This window comes from Pseudomonas sp. 11/12A (assembly GCF_000800055.1).
GTDB classification, from domain to species: domain Bacteria; phylum Pseudomonadota; class Gammaproteobacteria; order Pseudomonadales; family Pseudomonadaceae; genus Aquipseudomonas; species Aquipseudomonas mohnii.
In genome coordinates, this window is the sequence record NZ_JUGV01000001.1 from 5,988,457 (window position 1) to 6,004,298 (window position 15,842).

The following is a 15,842-nucleotide window of genomic DNA, read 5'->3' on the forward strand; positions in this document are numbered from 1 at the left end:
TGCAATTGCGCCATTCATCATGGTATTTGCCGCAGAGTTGGCGTTCTTTGCCAGTTGTGTCTAGACTGGCCGGGTTCTTGTCGGGGTGCCTTGCTATGAGGCTGAGATCGAATAATTTCGGATCCCGTTGAACCTGATCAGGTTAGCGCCTGCGTAGGGAACAAGATTTCTCGTCACCCGGCGAGTCCTCTTGTGCTTCGTCCGGGATGTTGTTCGACAATCGAACACCCCTCGAGCACTGAGCACAGCACTGCTGGAATTCCCAGCGCCCGTGCGTCCATTCGTTTACAGGTTCGCTCCGACAAAAATCCACTGCCTGGATGCTGTCTGGAGAGCCCGTGATGACGACAAAAGCAAAAAACGACACCCACCTGAGCGAATCGGCCAAGGTCGACGAGCAGTCGGTTCAGCCTTTTACCCGCTCGCAAAAAATTTATGTGCAGGGCTCTCGCCCGGACATTCGCGTGCCGATGCGCGAAATCAGCCTGGACGTGACCCCCACCGATTTCGGTGGCGAAATCAATGCCCCGGTCACTGTCTATGACACTTCAGGCCCGTACACCGACCCCAACGTCATCATCGACGTGCGCAAGGGCTTGGGCGATGTGCGCTCGGCCTGGATCGACGACCGGGGTGATACCGAGCGCTTGCCTGGCCTGAGCTCGCACTTCGGCCAGGAGCGCCTGGCCGATCCGGAACTGACCAAGCTGCGCTTCGCTCACGTCAACAACCCGCGCCGCGCCAAGGCGGGGGCCAACGTCAGCCAGATGCACTACGCGCGCAAAGGCATCATCACCGCCGAGATGGAATACGTCGCCATCCGCGAAAACATGAAGCTGCAAGAGGCCCGCGCTGCCGGCCTGATGAAACAGCAGCACGCCGGTCACAGCTTCGGCGCCAGCATCCCGAAGGAAATCACGCCGGAGTTTGTCCGCGAAGAAATCGCCCGTGGTCGCGCAATCATTCCCGCCAACATCAACCACACCGAACTGGAACCGATGATCATCGGCCGTAACTTCCTGGTGAAGATCAACGGCAACATCGGCAACAGCGCCCTGGGTTCGTCCATCGAAGAAGAAGTGGCGAAACTGACTTGGGGTATTCGCTGGGGTTCGGACACGGTCATGGACCTGTCCACCGGCAAGCACATCCATGAAACCCGCGAGTGGATCATCCGCAACTCGCCGGTGCCGATCGGTACCGTGCCGATCTACCAGGCACTGGAGAAGGTCAATGGGGTCGCTGAAGACCTGACCTGGGAGCTGTTCCGCGACACGCTGATCGAGCAGGCCGAGCAGGGCGTCGACTACTTCACCATCCACGCCGGCGTGCTGTTGCGCTATGTGCCGATGACCGCCAAGCGGGTGACCGGCATTGTTTCCCGTGGCGGCTCGATCATGGCCAAGTGGTGCCTGGCGCACCACAAGGAAAACTTCCTCTACACCCATTTCGACGAAATCTGCGAAATCATGAAGGCCTACGACGTCAGCTTCTCGCTGGGCGATGGTCTGCGTCCGGGTTCGATTGCCGACGCCAACGACGAAGCGCAGTTCGGCGAGCTGGAGACCCTCGGTGAGCTGACCAAGATCGCCTGGAAGCACGACGTGCAATGCATGATCGAAGGCCCGGGCCACGTGCCGATGCAGTTGATCAAAGAGAACATGGACAAGCAGCTCGAGTGCTGCGACGAGGCGCCGTTCTACACGCTTGGCCCGCTGACCACCGACATCGCGCCAGGCTACGACCACATCACCTCGGGTATTGGTGCGGCGATGATCGGCTGGTTCGGTTGCGCCATGCTCTGCTACGTGACGCCGAAGGAGCATTTGGGTCTGCCGAACAAGGATGACGTGAAGACCGGGATCATCACCTACAAGATCGCCGCTCATGCCGCCGACCTTGCGAAGGGGCATCCAGGCGCGCAGATTCGTGACAATGCCTTGAGCAAGGCGCGTTTCGAATTCCGTTGGGAAGATCAGTTCAACCTCGGCCTCGATCCGGACACCGCTCGCTCGTATCACGATGAAACCCTGCCGAAGGATTCGGCCAAGGTCGCGCATTTCTGCTCGATGTGCGGGCCAAAGTTCTGCTCGATGAAAATCACCCAGGAAGTGCGCGAGTACGCGGCCAACCAGCGGATCGAAGCATTGGACGTGGACGTCGCCCAAGGCATGGCCGAGCAGGCCGAGCGCTTCAAGAAAGAAGGCAGTCAGCTGTACCAGAAAGTTTGACCTGACCTGAAAGGGTGGGGCCTACAGGCCCCATCGCCAGCAGGCTGGCTCCCACACTGGATTTGTGAACGCCACAAGTCCCTTGTGGGAGCCAGCCTGCTGGCGATAGCGGTTAACACAACACCAAATGTCCCTCTGAGATAACACCCTTGAGCATTCAACCCAGCACTTACTCCCCCGATTTCGCGGTGCCGTCTGACAGGCGTGTGTTCGGCGGCCGTGATCTGTTTTCCCTGTGGTTCTCCCTCGGCATCGGCCTGATGGTGCTGCAGACCGGTGCGCTGTTGGCGCCAGGTTTGGGGCTGTCCGGCTCGTTGCTGGCGATTTTTCTAGGCACGCTGGTCGGTGTTCTGCTGCTGGCCGCGGTTGGCGTGATCGGCAGCGATACCGGCCTGTCGTCGATGGCCGCGCTCAAACTCAGCCTCGGCGCCAAAGGCGCCAGCCTGCCGGCGGTGTTGAACCTGCTGCAACTGATCGGTTGGGGCTCGTTCGAAATCATCGTCATGCGCGATGCCGCCAGCCTGTTGGGCGCGCGGGCCTTCAGCGAAGGCAGCCTGCTGTCCCATCCGATGCTGTGGACGCTGTTCTTCGGCGCTTTGGCGACCTTGCTGGCGGTCAGTGGTCCGTTGACGTTCGTGCGCCAGATCCTGCGCAAATGGGGCATCTGGCTGCTGTTGGCCGCGTGCACCTGGCTGACCTGGAACCTGTTCGCCAAGGCTGATCTGGCGGGCTTGTGGGCGCAGGCCGGTGATGGCTCGATGCCGTTCGCCGTGGGCTTCGACATCGCGATTGCCATGCCGCTGTCGTGGCTGCCGCTGATCGCCGACTACTCGCGTTTCGGCAAGCGGGCGAAAAACGTATTCGGTGGCACCGCGATCGGTTTCTTTATCGGCAACTTCTGGCTGATGAGCCTGGGCGTGGCCTACACCCTGGCGTTCGCGCCGAGCGGTGAAGTCAATGCCTTGCTGCTGGCTCTGGCCGGTGCAGGCCTGGGGATTCCGTTGCTGCTGATTTTGCTGGATGAATCAGAGAACGCCTTTGCCGACATTCACTCGGCGGCGGTGTCCAGCGGGATTCTGTTGCGCTGGAAGGTCGAGCACCTGGCGTTGGCCATCGGGGTGGTCTGCACCTTGATCGCCTTGCTGGCACCCTTGGCTCAGTACCAGAACTTCCTGCTGTTGATCGGTTCAGTGTTTGCACCGCTGTTCGGGGTGGTGCTGGTGGACCACTTCATCCTGCGCAAACGCAGTGGCCAGGTCGCGTCAGCCGCATTGCGCTGGCCGGCGCTGCTGGCCTGGCTGGGCGGGATCAGCACCTACCATCTGCTGGCCAATCTGTATCCGGACATCGGCGCAACCCTGCCGGCGCTGGTGCTGGCAGGGCTGCTGCAACTCGTTCTGGGCCGGGCCTTCAGTTACGGCCGGGAAACAGCTCGGGCTTGATGATGCCGTTAAGACGAGGGTAGGGGATCTTCAGTTCGACATGGCCCAGCGCGTAAGGCGCGATGCTGCTGGTTTCGTACTTGAGGATCACCCCGCCATAAGTCAGCGCCACGTTCTGGGTTTTCTGGAACGGCCAGCTCTTCACGAACTCCGGTTCCTGGTCGAGCTTGGTGCTGATCAGCCAGCTGTTGTGCGCCACCTGCGCGGCTTTCCAGAACGCGTCTTCCTGTCCCGGCACCAGCATGTCCGACAGCGTCAGCACCTTATGTTGTTGACGTGAGTAGTTGATGAAGCCGCGGCCCGGAATCCCATGGGCGCCGCCGTTGTCCAGGTAGCTGGACAGTTCGACAATCACCAAGCCGTCATGCTGCTCGCGTACTTTCGATTGCAAATAACTGCTGTTGCGCGGGCCGGCGGTGCGCAAAAACTGTTCGCGATACGCGGCCAGTGTCGGCGCCACGGGGGCATCGGGCGAGGTGCGGGTCATTTGCAGCAGGCGTTTTTCGATGATGCCGTCAAGCGTAGGTTCGGCCGGGAAGTGCACGATATCAATATTCACCAGCGGGCAATCCTGATCCTTGCAGCCAGGCTTGAGCTGTTCGGAGGCGTCGCGAGTGGTTTCCAGCGGCGCCCGATAGTTGGGCTGGAACAGACTCTGGCAGGCACCCAGGGTCAGGGCGATGGCGGCCACGGAGGCGATTTTAAAAAGCGACATGGTTGTCCTTCATAAAACTGGGAAAGGCGAAAAGTTACCCGCTTCGACTGTCAACGAAGCAGTCAGTTCGCCACTAAGCTAATTAGAGTGGGTTTCGCCCTCACCGTCTATCCCGCTGACGGGAAAGGGGCTGCATCAAAGGTCTCCGGCGCGTTAGGATGGCGCGAAGTCGAGGTGGGAGCCTCGTACAGGATTAGCAGTAACGAGGATTGTCATGACTGATTTTGCCACCGCCACTCCGACCGCCGTTGATATCGTTCGGCGCGAACAGTGCTACCAGGGCTTCTACAAGCTTGATCGCGTGCACTTGCGCCACGAATTGTTCGCCGGTGGCATGAGTCGCGAGATCAATCGTGAAGTGTTCGTGCGCCATGATGCAGTGTGCGTGCTGCCTTACGATCCGCAGCGCGATGAAGTGGTGCTGATCGAGCAGTTCCGCGTCGGCGCCATGGGCAAGACCGACAATCCCTGGTTGATCGAACTGGTCGCTGGTCTGATCGACAAGGAAGAAGTACCGGAAGAAGTTGCTCGCCGCGAAGGGCAGGAGGAAGCTGGGCTTGTTTTCGGGGCGCTGTGGCCGATCACCCAATATTTTCCATCGCCGGGCGGCAGCAATGAATTCGTGCATTTGTACCTGGGGCGTTGCGAGACAACCGGGGTCGGCGGCCTGCATGGGCTGGAGGAAGAAGCAGAAGATATCCGCGTCTCGGTCTGGGCCTTTGAAGATGCCCTGCAGGCCGTACGCGACGGACGTATTGCCAACGCACCAAGCATCATTGCCTTGCAATGGCTGGCTTTGAATCGCGTTGAAGTGAGGGGGTTATGGTCGTAAACAAGCTGCGCGATCGCTATCGGGTAGATCTGGTGGGGCTGCAAGCGTCCTGCGAGGCGAACTACGCGCGACTGATGCGACTGCTGCCGGACATGCGCAGCGAGCCGGCCGCGCGGCGCATCGCCGTGACCCATGGCGATCAGATGCTCGGGGTGCTGGCGCTGGAAGTGCTGCAAGTCTGTCCGTACACCACGACCCTGCAAGTGCGCCAGGAACACAGCCTGCCGTGGCTGCCGGTGCCGCAACTGGAAGTACAGGTCTACCACGACGCCTGCATGGCCGAAGTGGTCAGCGCCGAACATGCGCGGCGCTTTCGTGGCATCTATCCTTACCCGAACGCCTCGATGCACCAGCCGGATGAAAAAGCCCAACTGAACATGTTTCTGGGCGAATGGTTGAGCCATTGCCTGGCGTTGGGGCACGAGTACGAAGTCGTACGTTAATTGTGAGCCGCAGTTGTGAACTGCGTCAGGTTCACAGGTTTCCCCTTTAGGTCGTCCCCCAGCATAATTGCGCCATTCATCCATTCCCGTGATCACGCCCTGGGAGAACACCTTGCCGAGCGTATCCACATTGAGTGCCGCCGATCCGGCGTTTCTGGTGCAAATTTCCGACAGCCATCTGTTCGCCGAGGCGGATGGCACGCTGCTGGGCATGAATACCTGCGACAGCCTGCAAAGAGTCATCGAGCTGGTACGCCAGCAACAGCCGCAGATCGACCTGATCCTGGCCACGGGTGATCTGTCGCAGGACGGCACGCTGGAGTCTTACCAGCGGTTTCGCGACCTGACCGGGCAACTCGGTGCCCCAGCCCGCTGGATTCCCGGTAACCACGACGAGCCATTGATCATGGCCGAGGCGGCGGTGCAGAGCGCGTTGCTGGAATCGGTGGTCGACATCGGCAATTGGCGGATCACGCTGCTTGATTCGGCCGTGCCGGGCTCGGTGCCGGGGTATTTGCAGGACGAACAGTTGCAACTGCTGGCGAGCTCGTTGAGTGAAACGCCGGAGCGTCATCACCTGGTGTGCTTCCACCACCATCCAGTGTCGATCGATTGTGCCTGGATGGAGCCGATCGGGCTGCGTAATCCCGAGGCGTTGTTTGCTGTGCTGGACCGTTTTCCACAGGTGCGCGCCGTACTTTGGGGGCACGTGCATCAGGAAGTCGATCAATGGCGTAATGATGTGCGTTTGATCGCTTCGCCTTCGACCTGCATTCAGTTCGAACCGGGCAGCGATGATTTCATGGTCGGGGAGCAAGCGCCGGGGTATCGCTGGCTGCGGCTGTTGCCGGATGGCCAGCTCGAAACCGGAGTGGAGCGCGTCAGCGGTTTCGACTTCCAGATCGATTACAGCTCCAACGGCTATTAATCATTCCCCAAGATCGCATTGCGGCCTTCGCGAGCTGGGCTTCGTGAACGGTGCAGATCCATTGTGCAAGCGAGCTCGCTCGCGAAGGCGTCCGCCCGGGCGACCCGATTTCACGGGTATCCCCGATTCCCCCGACACCCTGTAAACTCCGCCTCTTTATCCGACGCACAGGGAGTTCAAATGTCCGGCTCGATCCTTTATATCCACGGGTTCAACAGCGCGCCTGCGTCGAAAAAGGCCACTCAGTTGAGCGAAGTGATGGAGCGTCTGGGCTTGAGCGATCGATTGCGCGTGCCGGCCTTGCATCACCATCCCCGCGAAGCCATCGGTCAGCTGGAGCAAGCGATTGAGGCGCTCGGACGGCCACTGCTGGTCGGCAGCTCACTCGGCGGCTACTATGCGACTCACTTGGCCGAACGCCATGGCCTCAAAGCCCTGTTGATCAACCCTGCCGTCAGTCCGCACCGGATGTTCGACGGGTTTCTGGGGACGCAGAAAAACCTGTATACCGATGAGACCTGGGAACTGACCCATGACCATGTGACGGCCTTGGCCGAACTGGAAGTGCCGGCACCGCAGGACCCGCAGCGCTATCAGGTGTGGTTGCAGACCGGCGACGAAACGCTGGACTATCGCCTCGCCCAGCAGTATTACCGGGCTTGTGCCTTGCGTATTCAGGCCGGCGGCGACCATGGTTACCAAGGGTTTGCCGAGCAACTTCCAGCCATGCTGAGTTTTGCCGGCATAGGCGCAGATTTGTATCAGGCGATTGATTTCAGCGCACTGTGAACCGTTGCCCCTTTTTCATTGAATCACTGACGACGAGACCCTATGGCCACTCCCAGCGCTAGCTCTTATAACGCAGACGCCATCGAAGTCCTCTCGGGCCTCGACCCGGTGCGCAAGCGCCCCGGCATGTACACCGACACCACTCGGCCAAACCACCTCGCCCAGGAAGTCATCGACAACAGCGTCGACGAAGCCTTGGCCGGGCATGCCAAATCGGTGCAGGTCATCCTGCACGCCGATCACTCGCTGGAAGTCAGTGATGACGGTCGCGGCATGCCAGTGGACATTCACCCGGAAGAAGGCGTTTCCGGCGTCGAGCTGATCCTCACCAAACTCCATGCGGGCGGCAAGTTTTCCAACAAGAACTACCAGTTCTCCGGCGGTCTGCACGGGGTCGGTATTTCGGTGGTCAACGCCTTGTCGACCGAAGTCCGGGTCCGCGTAAAGCGTGACGGCAACGAATACCAGATGACCTTCGCCGACGGTTACAAGAAAACCGAGCTGGAAGTGATCGGCACCGTTGGCAAGCGCAACACCGGCACCAGCGTGTTCTTCGCCCCGGACCCGAAATACTTCGATTCACCGAAATTTTCCATCAGTCGCCTCAAGCACGTGCTCAAGGCCAAGGCCGTGCTGTGCCCGGGGCTGCTGGTCAGTTTTGAAGACAAGGCCAGCGGCGAGAAAGTCGAATGGCATTACGAAGATGGCCTGCGCTCCTATCTGGTCGACGCGGTCAGCGAGTTCGAACGCCTGCCGGACGAGCCGTTCTGCGGCAGCCTGGCCGGTAACAAAGAGGCCGTGGACTGGGCGTTGCTGTGGCTGCCGGAAGGTGGCGACGCGGTGCAGGAAAGCTACGTCAACCTGATCCCGACCGCCCAGGGCGGTACCCACGTCAACGGCCTGCGCCAGGGCCTGCTCGACGCGATGCGCGAGTTCTGCGAATTCCGCAGCCTGTTGCCGCGTGGCGTAAAGCTGGCGCCGGAAGACGTCTGGGAACGCATTGCGTTCGTGCTGTCGATGAAGATGCAAGAGCCGCAATTCTCCGGTCAGACCAAGGAGCGTCTGTCGTCCCGTGAAGCAGCGGCGTTCGTTTCCGGAGTGGTCAAGGATGCGTTCAGCCTGTGGCTCAACGCCAACCCGGAAACCGGCATGCTCCTGGCGGAACTGGCGATCAACAACGCCGGCCGCCGCCTGAAGGCCAGCAAGAAAGTCGAGCGCAAGCGCATCACCCAGGGGCCGGCCCTGCCGGGCAAACTCGCCGACTGCGCCGGGCAGGACCCGATGCGTTCCGAGCTGTTCCTGGTGGAAGGTGATTCCGCCGGCGGTTCGGCCAAGCAGGCGCGGGACAAAGAGTTCCAGGCGATCCTGCCGTTGCGCGGCAAGATCCTCAACACCTGGGAAGTGGACGGCAGCGAAGTACTCGCCAGCCAGGAAGTGCACAACATTGCCGTGGCCATCGGCGTCGATCCTGGCGCGGCGGACATGAGCCAGCTGCGCTACGGCAAGATCTGCATCCTCGCCGACGCCGACTCCGACGGTCTGCACATCGCGACCCTGCTCTGTGCATTGTTCGTCCAGCACTTCCGTGCGCTGGTCGATGCCGGCCACGTCTATGTCGCCATGCCGCCGCTGTACCGGATCGACCTGGGCAAAGAGATTTACTACGCCCTGGACGAAGCCGAGCGCGATGGCATTCTCGATCGCCTGGTGGCGGAGAAGAAACGTGGCAAGCCGCAGGTCACCCGATTCAAAGGCCTGGGTGAAATGAACCCGCCGCAGCTGCGCGAAACCACCATGGATCCGAACACCCGGCGCTTGGTGCAACTGACGCTGGATGATTTCGAAGCGACGTCGGAAATGATGGACATGCTGCTCGCCAAAAAACGCGCCGGCGACCGCAAGACCTGGCTGGAATCCAAAGGCAACCTGGCCGAGGTTCTGGGCTGATGCGTCTGGGCTTTGCCCTGGCGTGTGCATTGCTGCTGACCTCGATCACGGTGTCTGCCGAGCCGGCACCGTCGTTGCGTCTGGTGTCCGAGCATGCCATCGAAGGCATGCGCGGGGGCAACCTGTCCGGGCTGGCCCTGTGCGGCAAGGACTTGTGGGCGGTCTCCGATCGCGACGACGATCAGATCTACCGGCTCGATACCCAGGCTGGCGTCTGGCACGCGCAAGCAGTGGGCATCGGCGTTCCGCCGGTGCCTGACAGCGGTTTGCCCTGGGGATTGCGTTCACGGACCTGGGCGGCTTCGTTCGTGCGTGGCGGTGATCTGGATTTCGAAGGCATCACCTGCGACAGCGCCGGCAATCGCTACATCGTCAGCGAAGGCCATGCGGCCGTCCTGCAAGTGCCGCCAACGGGGCCAGCGTCCTGGCTGAAAATCTCGCCGATGATGGTGCGCGAAGCGCGGGCCAGCGGCATGCTGTTGAAATTCAATGCATTGTTCGAAGGGTTAGCGATCAATTCGACGGGGGACCAGTTGTGGCTCGCCGCCGAGCGCCAAAGCCGCGGATTGGTACTGATCAAGCGCAAGCAGACCGTGTGGGATTGCGACGGTGGCTGTGTGCTGTTGAGCGAATCGGGCATGGAAATGCAGCCGCCGCAGTTTCCCAAGGTCAAGGCGGTTTCACGGGATTTTTCCGATCTGTCATTGTTCAACGGCAAGCTGTTCACCCTGGAGCGCAATGCCTATCAGATCTGTCGCCGGGACCCGCAAACGGCCAAAGTGGAGCGCTGCTGGTCTTATGCTGACGAGTTGTTGCAGGAAAGCCGTCGCTATCCACAGAACTATGGCCTCGAAGAGGCATTGATCGTGGACGCTGACGGCGCGTGGATGGGTGTCGACAACAATTTCGGTGCCCGCGCCGATGGCGAGTTACGGCCGATCGTCTGGCGCTTTGCCGCGCCTGAAGGTGGCTGGAGTGCCAAGCCATGAGTCAGCAACCACCGGGCAAGCGCGCCGGCCGGGTGTTGATGGTGCTGGCCTGGTGCGCCGCGCTGTTTCTGGCGACGCGGTTTTTTGGCCAGTGGGAAGAGCGCCAGCAAAACCCGAACGTGGCGGTGAGCTCGGAGCAGGGCGAAGGTTTTATCGAAGTGAAACTGGTCAGCAATGGCCAGGGGCATTTCGTCGCCAGCGGCCATATCAACGGTCAGCCGGTGGATTTCATGCTCGATACCGGGGCGACCGACGTGTCGATCCCGGCCAGCCTGGCCGAGCGGCTGAAGCTGGAGAAAGGCTTCGGGGTGACCCTGAGCACGGCCAACGGTTTGAGCGAGGGGTATCGAACCCGCATCGACCGGCTGCAACTGGGCGACATCGTGTTGCGCGATGTACGCGCACTGGTCGCACCCGGTTTGCATGGCGATCAAGTGCTGCTCGGCATGAGCGCACTGAACAAACTTGAATTTACCCAGCGCGGTGGCACCATGCTGCTGCGCCAGACAACGAATTGATGAGGCCCGCATGAGCGATATCCTTGCAGACAGCTTGGACGGCGTAGAACGCCGTTCGCTGGCTGACTTCACCGAAAATGCCTACCTCAACTACTCCATGTACGTGATCATGGACCGTGCCTTGCCGCATATCGGCGATGGCCTGAAACCGGTCCAGCGGCGCATCATCTACGCCATGAGCGAGTTGGGGCTGGACGCCGACTCCAAGCACAAGAAGTCGGCGCGTACCGTCGGTGACGTGCTCGGTAAATTCCACCCCCACGGCGACTCGGCTTGCTACGAAGCCATGGTCCTGATGGCCCAGCCATTCAGCTACCGTTACACGCTGGTGGACGGCCAGGGTAACTGGGGTGCGCCGGACGATCCCAAGTCCTTCGCCGCCATGCGTTACACCGAGGCGCGGTTGTCGCGTTACTCCGAAGTGCTGCTCAGCGAACTGGGCCAGGGCACTGCGGACTGGGGGCCGAACTTCGACGGTACCCTCGACGAGCCGCTGGTGTTGCCGGCACGTTTGCCGAACATCCTGCTCAACGGCACCACCGGTATCGCGGTGGGCATGGCCACCGACGTTCCGCCGCACAACCTGCGCGAAGTCGCCAGCGCCTGCGTACGTTTGCTCGATGAGCCCAAGGCCACGGTCGAACAGCTCTGCGAACACATTCAGGGCCCGGATTATCCGACCGAAGCGGAAATCATCACACCGCGCGCCGATCTGCTGAAAATCTATGAAACCGGTCGCGGTTCCGTGCGCATGCGCGCCGTGTACCACGTCGAAGACGGCGACATCATCGTCACCGCGTTGCCGCATCAGGTTTCCGGCGCCAAGGTGCTGGAACAGATCGCCGCGATGATGCAGGCCAAGCCGTCCAAGGCCCCGCAGATTGCCGACCTGCGCGACGAATCCGATCACGAGAACCCATGCCGGATCGTGATCATTCCGGGCGCACGCAAAAACTTTGACCACGATGCATTGATGCAACACCTGTTCGCCAGCACCGAGCTGGAGTCGAGCTACCGGGTCAACATCAACATCATCGGGCTGGACGGCAAGCCGCAACTGAAAAACCTGCGGGCCCTGCTGGTCGAATGGCTGGAGTTCCGGGTGCAGACCGTTCGTCGTCGCCTGCAATTCCGCCTCGACAAGGTCGAGCGTCGCCTGCACCTGTTGGACGGTTTGCTGATTGCCTACCTCAACCTGGATGAAGTGATTCATATCATCCGTACCGAGGAGCATCCGAAAGCCGCACTGATCGAGCGCTTTGCCCTGAGCGAGATCCAGGCCGACTACATCCTCGACACCCGTTTGCGTCAGTTGGCGCGACTGGAAGAGATGAAGTTGCGTGCCGAGCAGGATGAACTGCTCAAGGAACAAGCCAAGCTGCAAGCCTTGCTGAGCAGTGAAGCCAAGCTGAAAAAGCTGGTGCGCACCGAGTTGATCAAAGACGCCGAAACCTATGGCGACGACCGTCGCTCGCCAATCGTCGAGCGCGCCGAAGCCAAGGCCCTGACCGAGCACGATCTGCTGCCGAACGAGAAAGTCACCGTCGTGCTGTCGGAAAAAGGCTGGGTTCGTTCTGCCAAGGGGCACGAAATCGATGCCACCGGGCTCTCCTACAAGGCCGGGGATGGCTTCAAAGCCCTGGCGGCGGGGCGGTCCAACCAGTTTGCGGTGTTTATAGATTCCACGGGTCGCAGCTATTCGGTGGCGGCGCACACCTTGCCATCGGCCCGTGGACAGGGCGAGCCGCTGACCGGCCGTCTGACGCCACCGCCGGGGGCCAGTTTTGAATGCGTGCTGATGCCCGAGGATGACGCGCTGTACGTCATTGCTTCCGACGCCGGTTACGGTTTCGTGGTCAAGGGTGAAGACCTGCAGGCCAAAAACAAGGCCGGCAAGGCGCTGTTGAGCCTGCCGAACAACGCCAAGGTGATCCTGCCGCGTCCTGTGGCTGATCGTGAGCAGAACTGGCTGGCTTCGGTGACCACCGAAGGTCGCCTGCTGATCTTCAAAATCAGCGATCTGCCACAATTAGGTAAGGGCAAAGGCAATAAGATCATCGGTATTTCCGGTGAGCGAGTGGCCAGTCGTGAAGAGTATGTGACGGACATCGCCGTTTTACCGGAGGGCGCCACCTTGGTGCTGCAGGCCGGAAAACGCACCTTGTCACTGAAGGCGGACGACCTCGAGCACTACAAAGGTGAGCGTGGGCGTCGTGGTAACAAATTGCCACGTGGCTTCCAGAGGGTAGATGCGCTGCTCGTCGAAAACCTCAATTAGGCGTACTAGAGGCTCCGATCTACGATTTAACCCGTAGATCGGCGCTTTCGCGCTGGAGTCGGAACGCATATTCACGGATGATATGGCCTTTCAAGCGCCGGCGTGGCCGAGCGTTCTTCATATTTATTGAGTATTTTCACTGTGGTCAGCCTTGTGGCGATCACCTGGATGGGACGATGACTGCTCTGCGCCTTCCTTTTATCTTGATGCTCGCTGGCGTTCTTGGCCTGGCGGGTTGCAGCGTTCACCAGCCGGTGTCGCTGTATCAACTGGACAGCGGAAGTCCGGTTCAGCCTGCGCAAAGCGCGGGCATGGCGGTTTTGTTGGGTCCGGTGACCGTCGCTGACTACCTGCAACGCGAAACCCTGTTGCAGCGTCAACCCGATGGCAGCCTGCAAGCTTCGCTCGATGGTCGCTGGGCCGGTAGCTTGTCTTCCGATATCGACCAGTTGTTACTGCGTCAGGTCGCCGGTCATCTGGACAGCCAGCGTGTCGTTCTGGCGCCCGCCAACCTGGGCTTCACGCCGGATGTGCAGGTGCTGCTGACCATCACGCGACTGGACTCGGGTGAAAAGCAACCGGCGATCCTCGATGCGCAATGGCGTTTGATCGACCGCCGTGGTCAGGTGCGCGATAACCGCATCATTCATCTGCAGGAGCAACATGCCGGTAACACGGCGGCCCAGGTTCAGGCTCAGGGTGTGTTGCTGCAGCGACTGGCGGAACAGTTGTCTGTCGCGCTCAAGCCGTTGGCCAACCAGCCACCGATTGCCGAAGCGCCACGTAAACCGGCCGCCAAACCTGCGGCACCGGCGGTAGAACAGGAAAAACAGCCGAAGATCCCGATGGCTGCACCGATTCGCACGGATATGGAAGTGTTCCGCTTCTAAGTCTGGATCGAGTCAAACCAAAGCCCGCCTTGTGCGGGCTTTGTTGTTTCTGCTGATTGGAGACTTCCAGTGCGGCTGATGGCCTCATCGCTGGCAAGCCAGCTCCCACAAGGGGATCTGTTGAGCGCAGATTGTGTGTACGACATCAACCACTGTGGGAGCTGGCTTGCCAGCGATAGCGACTGTACAGGCAATAAAAAACCCGCAGACGAGTGATCATCTGCGGGCTTCAATATGTAAGGCTGAAAGATCGCAGCCTTCGGCAGCTACGGCTTACGCCCGGCGCTCATGCATCCGCGCTAGCTGTCGTTCAAGCATCGACGGATAAGGCTCCATCAAACGCTCCACACAGCAAGCACCTTCAGGGCTGGCAATCGGGCGGATCCGCGCGCGCTGGCGGATCAGTGCGTCGTCGCTGATCTTGCGCTCCACCAGCAGCAGGTTGCGGCTGTGTTGCGACAAGGCCAGGGCATCCTGGGCGGTGTCGGTCAGCAGCAGGTCGATCTGGCTCAGGCCGAACAGGTCGTCGCCCAGGGTCAGGCCCAGTTGCAATTGCAGGGTGATGCCACTGTCGGCGACTTCGATCTGCAGCTGATGGCCCAGCGCCCGCAGCAACTCGCCGCAGCAGATAGCATTGGTCAGGTAATCGTCGCCGCTGTCTTCGGTATGGAACAGCATCAGCGTGCTGCCGTCGTTCAGGGTGTGCAATTCGCTCTGATAGAGCGAGGCGGCCTGGTCGAGGCAGTCGCGGTAGCGCTCGAGCAGTTCTTCCAGGCGTGTGCGAGGCAGGCGACGCAGTTGCTCCTGAGAGCCCAGTTGCACGGCCAGTACGGCGCTGTGCTGCGGCACGTTCGAAACGACAGGTCGAGCGGCCGGAATCGGTGCGCTGTCTGTCGAATCATCGAGCAAATCGGCGAAGGCCTCTTCGTCATCGTCTTCGACGGTGCTGATGGTACGCCGTGGTGCAGCTTTCATCGCCGCCATCGGACGGCTTTCGTCAAAGCTTGGGTCGCGCAGATTGCGTACTTCGAAACCCGGCTCTGCGTCGTCGATGTCATCGAATTCCGGCTCTGGCACGGGCTCCGACTCGGCAGGTTCCGGCGCGAAGTTGGCGTGCAACTGGCGAGCCAGGTCACCAATTTCGTCCTGACGCTCGGTGGCCGGGGTGTATTCGTCGATATTGCGCAGCCACACCCGCAATTGCAGGAGCGGCGTGGAGATGTGTCGGCCCAGGCGCAGGCTCAAGGCCAGGGACAGGGCCAGCAGAATCGCGCTCAGGATGCCCATGCTTTGCAGGCTGATGGTCATCGGTTGCTGGAACTGGTCCATGTCGAGGCTGATGCGCAGTTGACCGGCGGTCACGTCCTGGAAGGTGATCTTGCTCTGGTACATGCCCTCGGCTTCACCCAGCAGGCCATGCTTGGGACGCTGTCCGGCTTCGGCGAGGATGCGGTTATCCACGCTATAGATGGCGGCGTGGGCCACCAGCTTGTTCTTGGTCAGGTTGTTGAGCAGTACGTTGAGGCTGAGGATGTCGTTGGACACCAGCAGCTCGGTGGCCGAGGTGGCCGTCTGCGTGGTCAGGCTTTCGCCCAGCGCATCCGCTTGTTCGTGCATGGCCTGCTTGAACTGCAAACCCATCACGCAGGCGTAGATGACCAGGGCCAGAGCGACCAGGATCACGTTATGGCTGGCGATGCGCAATGCAATCGGTACACGGCGGTGGCGCAGTGCCCGGAAGATCAGCAGGAAGAAGTTGTCGGTTTTTACTGGCGTGGGCCGGTTCACTTGAGCTCGGCTCTTTTATCTGTGAAGTTGACGCGCAGTATAGCGACAGGGT

The 15,842-nt window shown here is 60.7% G+C and carries 13 protein-coding genes and 1 riboswitch; of the genes, 11 read left to right on the forward strand and 2 right to left on the reverse strand.

Going from position 1 to position 15,842, the window contains the following annotated elements; translation table 11 throughout:
* Window positions 1-71: 71 nt before the first annotated feature.
* Window positions 72-177, forward strand: a riboswitch (TPP riboswitch).
* A gap of 164 nt (window positions 178-341) precedes the next feature.
* Both thiC and cytX read left to right on the forward strand, forming a co-directional pair.
* On the forward strand, window positions 342-2,231 hold the full coding sequence (thiC, locus tag GQ39_RS27425; RefSeq protein WP_047536631.1) for a phosphomethylpyrimidine synthase ThiC: 1,890 nt from the start codon (window positions 342-344) through the stop codon (window positions 2,229-2,231).
* 149 nt (window positions 2,232-2,380) lie between these two features.
* The gene (gene cytX / locus GQ39_RS27430; RefSeq protein ID WP_047536633.1) at window positions 2,381-3,673 is read left to right on the forward strand and encodes a putative hydroxymethylpyrimidine transporter CytX; all 1,293 of its coding nucleotides are present in this window, start codon (window positions 2,381-2,383) and stop codon (window positions 3,671-3,673) included.
* Here the strand turns inward: cytX and GQ39_RS27435 are convergent.
* Entirely contained in the window at window positions 3,642-4,388 is a 747-nt protein-coding gene (locus tag GQ39_RS27435) for an RsiV family protein (protein WP_047536636.1), read from the reverse strand. The genes cytX and GQ39_RS27435 overlap by 32 nt on opposite strands.
* A gap of 214 nt (window positions 4,389-4,602) precedes the next feature.
* Between GQ39_RS27435 and GQ39_RS27440 the strand changes: the two genes are divergently transcribed.
* The 9 genes from GQ39_RS27440 (at window position 4,603) to GQ39_RS27480 (ending at window position 14,002) form a co-directional block, all read left to right on the forward strand.
* Window positions 4,603-5,220, forward strand: a complete 618-nt coding sequence (locus tag GQ39_RS27440; RefSeq protein ID WP_047536639.1) for an NUDIX domain-containing protein — start codon at window positions 4,603-4,605, stop codon at window positions 5,218-5,220.
* The gene (locus GQ39_RS27445; protein ID WP_008063540.1) at window positions 5,211-5,663 is read left to right on the forward strand and encodes a DUF1249 domain-containing protein; all 453 of its coding nucleotides are present in this window, start codon (window positions 5,211-5,213) and stop codon (window positions 5,661-5,663) included. The genes GQ39_RS27440 and GQ39_RS27445 overlap by 10 nt, the downstream gene beginning before the upstream one ends.
* Window positions 5,664-5,775: 112 nt before the next feature.
* Complete coding sequence (gene cpdA / locus GQ39_RS27450) at window positions 5,776-6,591, forward strand: 3',5'-cyclic-AMP phosphodiesterase (RefSeq protein WP_047536644.1); 816 nt, start codon at window positions 5,776-5,778, stop codon at window positions 6,589-6,591.
* Between the two features lie 180 nt (window positions 6,592-6,771).
* Window positions 6,772-7,380, forward strand: a complete 609-nt coding sequence (locus GQ39_RS27455) for a YqiA/YcfP family alpha/beta fold hydrolase (RefSeq protein ID WP_047536647.1) — start codon at window positions 6,772-6,774, stop codon at window positions 7,378-7,380.
* A 42-nt stretch (window positions 7,381-7,422) separates the two neighbouring features.
* Window positions 7,423-9,327: a DNA topoisomerase IV subunit B gene (parE, locus tag GQ39_RS27460; protein ID WP_047536650.1), complete on the forward strand. Its 1,905-nt coding sequence runs from the start codon at window positions 7,423-7,425 to the stop codon at window positions 9,325-9,327.
* Entirely contained in the window at window positions 9,327-10,316 is a 990-nt protein-coding gene (locus GQ39_RS27465) for an esterase-like activity of phytase family protein (protein ID WP_047536653.1), read from the forward strand. The genes parE and GQ39_RS27465 overlap by 1 nt, the downstream gene beginning before the upstream one ends.
* Window positions 10,313-10,834, forward strand: coding sequence for a retropepsin-like aspartic protease family protein (locus GQ39_RS27470; protein WP_047536656.1), 522 nt, complete (start codon window positions 10,313-10,315; stop codon window positions 10,832-10,834). The genes GQ39_RS27465 and GQ39_RS27470 overlap by 4 nt, the downstream gene beginning before the upstream one ends.
* 10 nt (window positions 10,835-10,844) lie before the next feature.
* A complete protein-coding gene (gene parC / locus GQ39_RS27475) occupies window positions 10,845-13,112 on the forward strand; it encodes a DNA topoisomerase IV subunit A (RefSeq protein ID WP_047536659.1) in 2,268 nt (755 codons plus the stop codon).
* A 176-nt stretch (window positions 13,113-13,288) separates the two neighbouring features.
* Window positions 13,289-14,002, forward strand: a complete 714-nt coding sequence (locus GQ39_RS27480) for a PqiC family protein (RefSeq protein WP_047536663.1) — start codon at window positions 13,289-13,291, stop codon at window positions 14,000-14,002.
* A gap of 273 nt (window positions 14,003-14,275) precedes the next feature.
* On the opposite strand, the gene GQ39_RS27485 is transcribed toward GQ39_RS27480, so the two are convergent.
* Window positions 14,276-15,790: an AhpA/YtjB family protein gene (locus tag GQ39_RS27485; RefSeq protein ID WP_047536666.1), complete on the reverse strand. Its 1,515-nt coding sequence runs from the start codon at window positions 15,788-15,790 to the stop codon at window positions 14,276-14,278.
* Window positions 15,791-15,842 lie beyond the last annotated feature (52 nt).

Bases quoted from the DNA above. Each gene is read 5' to 3' on its own strand.
- thiC (WP_047536631.1), top strand. From the start codon at position 342: ATGACGACAAAAGCAAAAAACGACACCCACCTGAGCGAATCGGCCAAG.
- GQ39_RS27435 (WP_047536636.1), bottom strand. From the start codon at position 4,388: ATGTCGCTTTTTAAAATCGCCTCCGTGGCCGCCATCGCCCTGACCCTG.
- GQ39_RS27440 (WP_047536639.1), top strand. From the start codon at position 4,603: ATGACTGATTTTGCCACCGCCACTCCGACCGCCGTTGATATCGTTCGG.
- GQ39_RS27445 (WP_008063540.1), top strand. From the start codon at position 5,211: ATGGTCGTAAACAAGCTGCGCGATCGCTATCGGGTAGATCTGGTGGGG.
- GQ39_RS27455 (WP_047536647.1), top strand. From the start codon at position 6,772: ATGTCCGGCTCGATCCTTTATATCCACGGGTTCAACAGCGCGCCTGCG.
- parE (WP_047536650.1), top strand. From the start codon at position 7,423: ATGGCCACTCCCAGCGCTAGCTCTTATAACGCAGACGCCATCGAAGTC.
- GQ39_RS27465 (WP_047536653.1), top strand. From the start codon at position 9,327: ATGCGTCTGGGCTTTGCCCTGGCGTGTGCATTGCTGCTGACCTCGATC.
- GQ39_RS27470 (WP_047536656.1), top strand. From the start codon at position 10,313: ATGAGTCAGCAACCACCGGGCAAGCGCGCCGGCCGGGTGTTGATGGTG.
- parC (WP_047536659.1), top strand. From the start codon at position 10,845: ATGAGCGATATCCTTGCAGACAGCTTGGACGGCGTAGAACGCCGTTCG.
- GQ39_RS27480 (WP_047536663.1), top strand. From the start codon at position 13,289: ATGACTGCTCTGCGCCTTCCTTTTATCTTGATGCTCGCTGGCGTTCTT.